This window comes from Oleiphilus sp. HI0061, from assembly GCF_001635675.1.
Map to the genome: position 1 here is coordinate 1 of NZ_LWFE01001038.1, position 10,891 is coordinate 10,891.

11 protein-coding genes are annotated in these 10,891 nt (G+C 42.2%); 9 read left to right on the plus strand and 2 right to left on the minus strand.

Annotation, left to right across the window (positions count from 1 at the left end; genetic code table 11):
* The 8 genes from A3735_RS13345 to A3735_RS13380 all read left to right on the plus strand — a co-directional run.
* The coding region (locus tag A3735_RS13345) for a tol-pal system YbgF family protein (RefSeq protein ID WP_068638159.1) at positions 1 to 2,648 on the plus strand (2,648 nt) is incomplete at its 5' end.
* The gene (locus A3735_RS13350; protein ID WP_068512665.1) at positions 2,629 to 3,252 is read left to right on the plus strand and encodes a tetratricopeptide repeat protein; all 624 of its coding nucleotides are present in this window, start codon (positions 2,629 to 2,631) and stop codon (positions 3,250 to 3,252) included. The genes A3735_RS13345 and A3735_RS13350, both read left to right, overlap by 20 nt.
* A complete protein-coding gene (locus A3735_RS13355; RefSeq protein ID WP_068506862.1) occupies positions 3,253 to 3,585 on the plus strand; it encodes a hypothetical protein in 333 nt (110 codons plus the stop codon).
* A gap of 335 nt (positions 3,586 to 3,920) precedes the next feature.
* Positions 3,921 to 4,559: a MotA/TolQ/ExbB proton channel family protein gene (locus tag A3735_RS13360; RefSeq protein WP_068512663.1), complete on the plus strand. Its 639-nt coding sequence runs from the start codon at positions 3,921 to 3,923 to the stop codon at positions 4,557 to 4,559.
* Positions 4,560 to 4,648: 89 nt separating this feature from the next.
* The gene (locus tag A3735_RS13365) at positions 4,649 to 5,173 is read left to right on the plus strand and encodes a biopolymer transporter ExbD (RefSeq protein ID WP_068512655.1); all 525 of its coding nucleotides are present in this window, start codon (positions 4,649 to 4,651) and stop codon (positions 5,171 to 5,173) included.
* A complete protein-coding gene (locus A3735_RS13370) occupies positions 5,170 to 5,664 on the plus strand; it encodes a biopolymer transporter ExbD (RefSeq protein WP_068509548.1) in 495 nt (164 codons plus the stop codon). Before A3735_RS13365 ends, A3735_RS13370 begins: the two co-directional genes overlap by 4 nt.
* A 2-nt stretch (positions 5,665 to 5,666) precedes the next feature.
* Positions 5,667 to 6,653, plus strand: a complete 987-nt coding sequence (locus tag A3735_RS13375; protein WP_068512652.1) for an AgmX/PglI C-terminal domain-containing protein — start codon at positions 5,667 to 5,669, stop codon at positions 6,651 to 6,653.
* Positions 6,654 to 7,115: 462 nt separating this feature from the next.
* Positions 7,116 to 8,423, plus strand: coding sequence for an AarF/ABC1/UbiB kinase family protein (locus A3735_RS13380; RefSeq protein ID WP_068512650.1), 1,308 nt, complete (start codon positions 7,116 to 7,118; stop codon positions 8,421 to 8,423).
* A 5-nt stretch (positions 8,424 to 8,428) separates the two neighbouring features.
* Here the strand turns inward: A3735_RS13380 and A3735_RS13385 are convergent, their stop codons facing one another.
* Both A3735_RS13385 and A3735_RS13390 read right to left on the minus strand, forming a co-directional pair.
* Positions 8,429 to 9,583: an acyl-CoA dehydrogenase family protein gene (locus A3735_RS13385; RefSeq protein WP_068512646.1), complete on the minus strand. Its 1,155-nt coding sequence runs from the start codon at positions 9,581 to 9,583 to the stop codon at positions 8,429 to 8,431.
* Positions 9,584 to 9,688: 105 nt separating this feature from the next.
* The gene (locus tag A3735_RS13390; RefSeq protein WP_068512644.1) at positions 9,689 to 10,450 is read right to left on the minus strand and encodes an SDR family NAD(P)-dependent oxidoreductase; all 762 of its coding nucleotides are present in this window, start codon (positions 10,448 to 10,450) and stop codon (positions 9,689 to 9,691) included.
* A gap of 144 nt (positions 10,451 to 10,594) precedes the next feature.
* Here A3735_RS13390 and A3735_RS13395 point away from each other — a divergent pair.
* On the plus strand, positions 10,595 to 10,891 hold a 297-nt coding region (locus A3735_RS13395), incomplete at its 3' end, for a hypothetical protein (RefSeq protein WP_197485891.1).

The window sequence follows — 10,891 nt, forward strand, 5'->3', positions numbered from 1 at the left end:
AAAACGCTAACTCGCCTAATGTAAAAATTGATGCTTTGAATCGTATTAATAACTTAAGGGAAAAGTACAAACTCGATAGCAAGAAACTTACGATTGATAAAGTTACTCAAAGTCAGGTGGTGCTCGATAGCTATGATCGTATTGTCGATTCAGGTGTATTTTATCAACGCATGGATGAATTGCTTTACCAAACAGCTAAGGCAACAAAATTTATAGGTAATTCTGAAGAATCTATAAAACGACTTAAATTGTTAGTAGGTCTTTACCCAAAGTCTGATCTGGTTGATGAAAGTATGTTCCGAATTGCCGAGACATATTTTGATTTGGGTATGTTTGATAAAGCTGAAGCGCAGTATAAGAAAGTACTGGCTTTTACAAAAGATTCTACCTTCCATCATAGAGCAAACTTTAAGTTAGGTTGGGCTGTTTTTAGACAGGACAGGTTTGCCGACTCAGCAGTTCATGCTAGTAAGGTATTAGATAAGTACCCTGAGCTAAGGAATGCAATCGGGTACGATACCTTGGGCCTCAAGGATCAAGATATTGTTGACGATACCTTCCGACTTTTCTCTACTATGTTTTCTCAAGACAGAAGCGGCGAGAGTATTGAGGTGCTACAACAGAGTATCGGGCATAAGGACTATGCATATTTGCTTTATGACTCCTTATTTCGATTCCACCTAAGATCTGAGCGATTTCGTGATGCGGGTCTCGTAGCCAGGGGCTTTACCGATAACTATCAAATGAATTTTGATGCTTATCGAATGGCACAAAATGAAATACAAACCTATCGTCGTGGTAATTTCGATATTCTAGAATGGGAAGCGAAAGAAAATTTTGTAAAGAATTTCGGTGTTCATAGCCCTTATTGGAAAACGCTTGAACCCTCTCAATTAGAGATTGTCAGACCTTTGCTTGTTGAGGCCCTAGATGAGTTGGCACACCTATATTATGTAAGAATGCAAACGGCTTACGCCAAAGACTCCGAAGTTAAGAGTGAGCCTGCTGAAATTTCAGCTAAAGCGTCAAGCTATTATGTATTTGGTAAGCAGGCTGCAGACTATTACGAAGAGCTGGTTCTCACGCGAGGTCAAGATCGCTATAGCGGTGAGAACCTTTACCTTGCAGCTGAGGCTGCATATAAAATTGGTGATTATCGTCGTGCAATTTCTCTATACGAACGTGCAGCTTATGAAAATGTTAGCCATCCAAAGGCAGTTCAAGCTGGCTATGCTTCAGTTCTGACATATGACGACATCAAAGTTTCAAATAGCGGCAATACCCAAGATCTCGGGCCATCTGATAAGCTACTTCGCAGAGAAGCGATTGAGCGTTTTGCTGCGCATTTTCCTATGGCTAATCAGACGGCAGGATTGTTGAACGACCTAGCAAATGAATATTATCGCGAACTAGACTATATCAATGCAGTAGAAGTTTCTTCCCGAGTTGTACAGTCCAGATCGGCACCTGCTGCGATATTGTATTCTAGTTGGTTGGTTAACGCTCATAGTCATTTCGAGCTAGAAAACTATTCTCTTGCAGAAAAAGCCTATCAAAAACTTGTTACTTATAATAAGAAGTCTGATGTAGAGGTCTTAAGCGAGCGCTTAGCTGCGTCTGTTTACAAGCAAGCAGAGAAAGAAAGTGCGATTGGGAAAAGTGCCGAACTTTATTTGAGAGTCGTCGACCTAGTGCCGGATTCGAGTATTGCTCCTACGGCACTTTTTGATGCGTCGACACAGTTTCTACAAATACAAAATTGGCCGCAGTCCATCGCCACCTTAAACGTTTTCCAAGAGCGTTTTCCTGATAGTGAGTTGTATGAGGATGCCTCAGATAAGCTCGTCTATGCTTACTTGGAGAATGAAGAGCCAATTCCTGCTGCAGAAAAACTAGTCGAGATATCGAATTCTACTGCGGACTTGGCTAAAGCGTCGAACTCACTTTATCGTGCTGCAGAAATTTACTTAGAAAATGACTTTGCCTATGAAGCTGTTGGGCTTTTGGACGGTTTTGTTAAGCGCTATCCCGATCAGTTCGAGTTAAATATTGAGGCATATTTCCAAAGTATTCGCTATTTTGATCGTCGAAAAGAGGACTCTAATGCTAATAAGTGGCGTGCAGCGCTTGTAGAATATGAACAGGATAGGATCTCTCAGCGAAACGGGCGTTCTGCTTATGTTGCAGCAAATGCAGCGCTTAGGCTATTAAACAAAGACATCCTTCAGTTTGAAGCGATTAGCTTAAGCTTACCGCTCAAAAAGTCTTTGGATCAAAAAACACGAAATCTAAAAGCCTTGGTAGCTAAACTCGAAAGCCTTGCCGATTACGAAGTGTCCGAGGTTATTTCAGCGGCTACTTATAAAATCGGAACGATATATAGAACCTTAGCGCAAGATATCATGTCTTCCGAAAGACCCGACAAACTTACAGAGCTTCAGTTAGAGCAATACGACATTCTACTGGAGGAGCAGGCGTACTCATTCGAAGAGCAAGCTTTGGAGATTTATCAGATTAACCTCGATAAGGTTCCTGATGGTGAGTACGATAGATGGATTGCAGCCACCTATGAAGTGTTAGCTGAAATGAATCCAACAGAGTTTGAACGTAAATCAAAGGCGATCTTACATGCTGATGAATATTTCTAAGCCTATGAGTCATATATCTAAGGTAATCCTTGTTATAGGTGCTTTGTATTTTGTCGTAGCTTGTTCAAGTACTAGCAAAAAAATAGAGCCTATCCAGATTGAGAAGCCGGCTAGCGCTATTGTTAAGCCAATCCTCACGGAAGACGATAAAATTGCATACAAGCAAGGTCTAGCTCTTATCAAAGAAAAATCTTACGTTGAAGCAGAAGAGATATTTAAGGGCTTAATTGATAGATATCCGACCCTGGCTGGTGCATACGTTAACCTTGGTTTGATTCGTCATTCAAATAGGCAGTTAGCTGAAGCTGAAGGCTACTATCAGCAAGCACTAGATATTAATCCTAAAAACGTAAACGCTTTGATTCAATTATCTTTGATTAGCCAGGATGAAGGTAAGTTTCAGGACAGTGAACGATTTTTAAAGTCAGCCTTAGCAAAGGATTCAAATCATCCGATGGTTAATTACAATCTCGGGGTACTTTATGAGTTGTACCTACGTGATTACGACCAAGCAATTGAACATTACCAGGCTTATGTTAAAAATGCGGGTGAAGACGACACAAAGACTGTAGAGCGCTGGATAAAAATGCTGGAGCGTAAGTAAATGAATTTGATCAAATTGAGAAGGATTAAAGCAATTTCTTGTCTGATATCTGTCATTTTGTTGCTTATGTCTCCTTTTGCGGTTTCTAAGTCGAATCAAGATGAAAAGAGGGTTGAAACGCTGTCGGAAGTCTCTATTATTGGCAGCTCTGAACTGCCAAATGTAAGTTTTGATCTGCCATGGAAACTACCAACTATAGAGAAGCGTGATGAAGCGTCTCCGCCAAAAAGTATTCCTGGCATTTTAGATAGCATTGAACCTGTCCGGTTCCGACAGCAGATTCATTTTTCAAGGTTTTTGGAAGTCGATTCTCCGTCTTTCAAACCTCGATAGTGTAATGGAAAGCGTAAAACCTTGTAAATTTGTAGGGAATTTATGAGCGTGTCCCGGAATTCCTGGGTTGCTGTCTATACACTTGCAATCACATAGTCGTTCGTCAACAAGGAACGTGAACCTGTTCATACGTATTAAGGTGCAGGTAAAGACATAATGAAAATCAGCATTATAGCTGACGACAAACTCTGTTTTATTTCGTTGATGTTTATTTAGTCATCAACGCCGAACAATTACTTTGAATACAAAAAATAGATGCGGTAGCGATTCTATGAGCATTACGTACTCGTAGTATTTGCAAAACGCTTTAATTAGAACATTAAGGGGCACAAATCATGTTAGATACGATCTTGCGATTTTTTCAGGAAGGTGGGGCGTTTATGTACCCAATCGCAGTCGTTTTAGTAATCGGTTTAGCGATTGCTATTGAGCGTTTTATATATTTAACCGCAGCAAAGAACTCTAATAGAAATGCCTTTGATAAGGGGCTGTTACCGATTCTTAGAAAGCGCGATTACCCAAAAGCGCTAAAGTTTGCTAACGACTCACAGGCTGCTATTGCAGCAATTATGGGTGCGGGTTTAAGTCGTTTATTAAACAATGCTAACCGGGATGAAATTGAGTTCGCTATGGAAGAAGGCTTGATGGAAACACTTCCTCGCCTTGAAAAGCGTACACAGTATTTAGCGACATTAGCTAACGTATCTACCTTGCTTGGTTTGCTGGGTACTATCATTGGTTTGATTGCTGCGTTCACTGCAGTAGCCAATGCCGATCCAGCAGAAAAAGCTTCTCTTCTTTCTCAAAGCATCTCCGTTGCAATGAATACAACTGCTTTTGGTTTGATGGCTGCTATTCCTCTATTGCTTTGCCATGCAGTGCTACAGACTAAGACCAATGAAATTGTCGATAGTTTTGAGATGGCTGGTGTGAAATTACTAAATATGATTTCCGATAAAACTGGTCAGTCCTAGCACTCATCTTTTTTATGAACTCAATTGACAGTAGTTTATTTATTCAAAAGATAGATAACTAACCGGTATTACTAACTAGCGATATATATATGGCACGAAGGAAGCATAGAAAGCTTGTTCAGCAGGCAGAATTGGACATCACTGCGTTCATGAATCTCATGATTGTACTTGTGCCGGTATTGCTATTAAGTATGGTTTTTTCTCAAACAGCAGTATTAGACCTTAATTTTCCAGTACTGGACGATGCGCAACTCCCAGATAATTCCGAAGAATTGCAACTGCAACTAATAATACGTAAAAACAGCCTGACATTGGCTGATACGAAACAGGGTTTAATAAGAAAGATTCAGAGTAGTGAGCAAGGTTACGACTTTGATTCCTTAGTGAAAGTCCTTAAGCAGTTAAAAAACAGGTTCCCTGAGAAGACTGATATCACATTGCTTTTGGGCGAAGAGATAAATTATCAAACTCTTGTTAGTGCCATGGATTTAACTCGCTCTTATGAGACTGTTGTTGCAGCAAGTGTTGTTAATGCAGAGCTTTTCCCCGATATATCTATTGGTGACGCACCCATTTTGGATGTTGAAAGTACTGGTGGGGGGGCGACACCATGAAACTATCCAGAAGAGCGAAGAGGATGCAACGTCATTACCGACGAATGCATAAAACCGGTGGCTTAAACCTTGTGTCACTCATGGATATTTTTACCATTTTAGTTTTCTTTCTGATGGTGAACTCTTCAGATGTAAAAGTACTTCAGCAGGATAAGTCTGTTGAGTTGCCGCTGTCGGTGGCTAAGCAGCAGCCTAAGGAAAATATCGTAATTGCTGTAAGTGGCAGCAATATCCTTGTTCAGGGGCGGGTAGTATCTAGCATTAGTGAGGTTTCAGATGACGGTCTATTTCCTGGCTTAAAGTCAGAGCTGGACTATCAAGCAAGTAAAAATCAGTCTTTGCAGAATGTTCGTGATGGATACCCTGTTACTTTAATCGCAGATAAAAACGTGCCTTATAAGCTGTTAAAAAAGATTATGGCAACTTGTACTGCCGCCAGCTATACCCGGGTTTCCCTGGCTGTATCAAGAAAGCTTGAAGGTAAGGGGTAGGGATGATTTTTCCACAAGACCGCTTAAATCTACCTTGGACGAAAGAAGCTGGTGAAAGTAAACGTTTCAGCAGTATTCTGCTTACCTTGCTCATGGTCTTTTTGGTACTAGCGGTATGGATACCTAATGCATCTGTGCCTGAAAAAGATCGCAAATCACTTGAAAAGCTCCCACCGCAACTAGCAAAGTTAGTGAAGAAAAAAGAGCCACCCAAACCCAAGCCAGTCAAAAAGGAAGAGAAACCTAAAAAGGTTGAAGAAAAGCCTAAAGAAGAAAAACCTAAACCTAAAGAAAAGCCTAAGCCTAAAGAAAAGCCTAAGCCTAAAGAAAAGCCTAAGCCAATTAAAAAGCCGGAGCCGATTAAAAAACCTCTGACTACAAAAGTCAAAAAAGCGAGAGAAGTTGCTAAAAAGTCCGGCTTGTTAGCTTTGCAGTCAGATCTTGCTGAACTTAAGACAGTCGTCGATGTCGCTGCCTTGAAAAAGAAAGTTGCACCAAGTAAGCAGGCGACCATTGCCGCGAAAGCAAGCGGACCTGCTAGTTCAGAAGTGCTCAAGCGCAGTAGTGGGATTTCTACTGAAGCCTTAGCGGCTCCAGCGGAAACCGTTTCACTAAGTGCGCGTGAGAATGAGGTGCTAGATGCAACAGAAGATGAGATATCTTTAGCTCTTGCTGAAGAAGAAGCAGCTTCGGGTATGCTTTCGCGTAGCGAAGAAAATATTCGTCTCGTCGCCGAGTCCTTAAAGTCAGCCTTTAACAAATTATACGTTCGGGAATTGCGAAAAGACCCTTTTCTTGAGGGCTTGTTAATGCTAGAAGTGATAATCGAACCAAGCGGGGAGGTTTCTTTCTGCCGTATCGTAAGTTCCGAGCTTAATCACCCTGTTCTCGAGAATAAAATTGTTAAACGAATGTATTTAGCTGACTTTGGTGTTGAGAATGTAATGCAAACCACCATAAATATCCCATTCCCTTTTCGCCCAAACTAGGTCGTTTGGCAAGGTAAGCGATGAGGGAAAGGAGTGAGCTAGTGTTTATAAAGTGAGACTACTTATTCAGGCATAAAAAAAAGGCACTAGTAGCCGAAAATACTAAGTGCCTTTTAAGGAGAATAAATTATCAGTTCTAACATGCCAATTAAGGAACCTCGTTAGATAGCTGCAAACAGGAAGAAGTTAGCGGCCTGAGTGCTCTTCTTCCTGTTTACCGATGAGGGAATAATACAGGCGAGGGGGGCGTAGTTGAATCGTCCAAAGGGCTTAGTTTGGGCGTAATTACCACTTATTTCACTTTGTTAAAGTAAATTCTAGGACTAAAGCGCCGTTATTCAGTCCCAACTAAGCCCCTCTTTGTTGCAGAGCACCTCAATTTAAGTGTTAAATAGATTAACGTAATCGTTAAAATGACAGCTGTTTGTCAAAATCACCCTTTAATGCTTCTCGATATAAACTATGCCCAAAAAAACAATTAGTTCCCGGAAAGGACGTTTTATCAAATTAGCTGGAATGACAGCCTCTGTAGCCGGTCGTTATGCCTCTGACCGGGTCAAGTCGGTTTTTAAATCTGATGATAATGCTGCCTTAAGTAAACGCGAAACCTATTCTAAAATGGCTGGTGATGTCGTTGATACTTTAGGTGAGCTTAAGGGGGCTGTGATGAAAATCGGACAGATCGCATCACAAACTCAAGATTTATTGCCCAAAGAGTTTTCAGAAGCATTAGTAAAACTCCAGAAAGAAGCGCCCCCAGTTGAATTTAGTATAATTAAGGCTCAGATTGAGCTCCAGTTAGGCGCGCCTTTGGATGAGCTTTACAGTCGTTTTGATGAAGAGCCGCATGCCGCTGCTTCAATTGGGCAGGTTCATCGTGCCTGTACTAAGCAAGGGCAAGAAGTTGTCGTCAAAGTTCAGTATCCAGGGGTTGCTGAGTCATGCGACTCTGATTTAAAGCAGTTGAGGTTAGCGCTTAAGCTAGGTGGCTTGCTGAAGATGCCAAAAGAAAGTGTAGACGCTCTATTTGCCGAGATTAGGGATCGTTTACATGAGGAGCTCGATTATAATAATGAGGCTGCAAATATTGCGATGTTTCAAAGTTTTCATGATAAGCATCCAAAGATACTCATTCCATCGGTTATCGAAGACTTATCAAATAGGCATATTCTAACGATGGAATACCTACCAGGAGACGATATACAAGCACTAAAGCGTGAGCAGTATACTCAGGATCAGATCAATCAACTCGGCGAAAGACTATTTGAAGTTATGGCTGAGCAGCTATTTGACTTCAAACAGATTCATGGCGACCCGCACCCCGGTAATTTTGCTTTTCGAAAAGACGGTTCAGTTATTGTTTATGATTTTGGTTGTATTAAAACGCTTAAGCATGAAGTTTTAGCAGCCTATAAAGATGCGATTGTTGCTAGTTTGGCGGAAGATTATGATGCGCTAGATGATGCGCTTATTAGATTAGGTGCGCGGGTCGAGAGTAAACCTTCACCAGGTTCAGACTACTACAAAGTTTGGCGGAATATTTTATTTGAGCCCTTTCTGACAAATGACGACTATGACTATGAATCTGCTTCTTTGCATATCGAAGCGGCCAAACAAACTCATTTGTTCTTTAAACATATGTCGCACTTTAGCCCGCCGGTTGAAAGCTTATATATTGACCGGATGATAAGTGGTCAGTACTGGATACTCAAAAGTATGGGGGTTAAGGCGGAATTCCGTTCTAAGTTGGCCCCTTATCTGCAAGGCTGATTAAGCTATGCTTCACTGAGTATTTGTTTAGCAATAATAATGCGCTGTATTTCACTGGAACCTTCGTAGATTGTTGTTACGCGTGCATCACGAGTAAGACGCTCTATAGGATAATCTTTAATATAGCCATTGCCTCCTAACAACTGCAGTGCTGTATAACAAGCTTTGTTGGCGGCTTCTGTTGAAAATAGCTTGGCCATTGATGCCTGTTTTGAAAACGGCGCGCCAGAATCTTTTGTGTAGGCCGCGCTCATAAGGAGCAAACGTGCAGCTTCTAGTTCTGTGTAGGTGTCCGCTAACATCCACTGGATACCTTGAAAGTTCGCGATTGCCTTGCCAAATTGCTCACGTTCTTTTGTGTATATCGTTGCATAGTCGATGGCTGCCTGAGCAATACCAAGTGCTAATGAGCCGACGCCTATTCTGCCGCCGGCCAGTTCGCCAACGGCGACACGATAGCCTTTGTTTAGATCACCCAAAAGTGCACTGTCATCAATGTTGCAGTTATCGAAACTAAGCTGACAAGTAGAAGAGGCTTTTTGTCCCATCTTTTGTTCGGGTTTTCCTATTATTAGGCCGGGAGTCCCCGCCTCGACAAGGAAACAAGAAATGCCTTTTCCTTTTGCCGCACTCTTATCCGTCAGAGCCCAGACAACAAATACGCCAGCATATTCTGCGCTGGTAATGAATTGCTTGCTGCCATTTAGCGCCCAGCCCGAAGCTGTTTTAGTAGCGGAACATTTCATTGATGAAGGGTCCGAACCGGCCTGAGACTCAGTCAAGCAGAATGCTCCGGCAGAATATTCACCAGAGCAAAGTTTTGGTAGATAAGAATGTTTCTGTTGTGTGCTGCCAACAGCCTGGATAACCTCAGCAACCATGTTTGTTACCGATGTTGTAACTGCTGTCGAAGCGCAAGCCTTGGCTATTTCAGTGATGGCCAAACTAAAGGAAACGGTACCGGCATTGGTACCGCCGTATTCACTCGAGATATTGAGCCCCATAAAACCGAGCTCAGCCAGTTTCTTTAGATTCTTAACAAAGGTTTCCTGTGCCTCCCCCATATCAAGCTTATCGGCGATAGGCATCAGTTCAGAGCTGGCAAATTTACGTGCCATACTCTGAATCATAATTTGCTCCTCGTTCAGTGATAAGTCCATATGGGTTCCTCTTTTAGTGAGTTAGTGTTTGTATAATAGCGGACTATTTAGCAGCTAGGTCACGTGTAACGACTTTATGATGTTCCCAAAATGCCGCGCTTGGTATTATTTTGCTGCCAAACGGACAGCGGAATCAATACGTATCACTTCACCGTTAAGTATTGGGTTCTCAACAATATCACGCACTAGCCTACCAAACTCATCGGGTTTACCTAGTCTAGATGGAAAGGGTAATGTTGCAGCAAGGCTGTCTTGTACTTCTTGAGAAAATGATTCCATCATAGGCGTTAGGAAGAGGCCGGGTGCGATCGCTAATACGCGAATGCCAAACTTTGCGAGCTCACGTGCAGCGGGAAGGGTCATTGATACGATCCCTCCCTTCGAGGCAGAATAGGCAGCTTGACCAATTTGACCTTCATAAGCCGCTACTGAGGCTGTTGAAATGATTACGCCTCGCTCACCGTCTGCGTTTTCTTCTCGGCTTTGCATGTCTGCTGCCGCCAGCCTTAGTACATTAAATGAGCCAACAAGGTTTACTTGAATTACGGTATTAAAAAAGTCTAAAGACATTGGGCCGTCACGCCCAAGAATACGTCCTGGATTGCCAATGCCGGCGCAGTTAACAGCTATACCGCAGGGCCCGTGAGTTTCGCGTGCTTTATTGATAGCTGCTTCAACGCTTTCAGCACTTGTTACATCGCATTCAATTGCAATGCCACCTATTTCTTCAGCAAGGGTTTGCGCTTTTTCGATTTGTAAGTCAAGAATCGCGACCTTGGCGCCGTAACTTGCAAGATAGAGTGCAGTGCCTTTTCCAAGACCTGATGCNCCGCCAGTTACAATTGCGGGTGTACCTTTAATGTCCATTGAATTTACCTATAAGAAAAACTAAAAGTTTGATCGAAGACTGTGCGCCGGGCAAGAGCAAATCAGGATATGGTTTGACAAAATAGGACGAAAACTAGCTAAATGATACATATACTATGTATAAACTTTACCTAAGCGGACGATATGGACAAGCGAAATTCAATTTCACTGTACTATGTACATGCACTTCTGCAGGGTGCCTTGAGGGCCCGAGTCGATGTAAGCAAGGTGATGAGTGATTGCGGTCTTAGTTCAGGTATTCTCTCTGTCAGCTGCTATGGGGGGAGCGATCGTATTTCATCTGAGCGAGTATCAACACTAATTCGTTCTATCTGGCGACTAATGGATGATGAGTTCATGGGCTTTACCGATCAGCCCTGTAAACAAGGTGTTTTTGCCATCGTAGCTAAACAAATGATAAGGGAGCAAACTATTGGTGAA

Coding starts and splice junctions, on each gene's coding strand:
- A3735_RS13365 (WP_068512655.1), top strand. CDS start 4,649: ATGGCACGAAGGAAGCATAGAAAGCTTGTTCAGCAGGCAGAATTGGAC.
- A3735_RS13355 (WP_068506862.1), top strand. CDS start 3,253: ATGAATTTGATCAAATTGAGAAGGATTAAAGCAATTTCTTGTCTGATA.
- A3735_RS13380 (WP_068512650.1), top strand. CDS start 7,116: ATGCCCAAAAAAACAATTAGTTCCCGGAAAGGACGTTTTATCAAATTA.
- A3735_RS13375 (WP_068512652.1), top strand. CDS start 5,667: ATGATTTTTCCACAAGACCGCTTAAATCTACCTTGGACGAAAGAAGCT.
- A3735_RS13370 (WP_068509548.1), top strand. CDS start 5,170: ATGAAACTATCCAGAAGAGCGAAGAGGATGCAACGTCATTACCGACGA.
- A3735_RS13385 (WP_068512646.1), bottom strand. CDS start 9,583: ATGGACTTATCACTGAACGAGGAGCAAATTATGATTCAGAGTATGGCA.
- A3735_RS13360 (WP_068512663.1), top strand. CDS start 3,921: ATGTTAGATACGATCTTGCGATTTTTTCAGGAAGGTGGGGCGTTTATG.
- A3735_RS13350 (WP_068512665.1), top strand. CDS start 2,629: ATGCTGATGAATATTTCTAAGCCTATGAGTCATATATCTAAGGTAATC.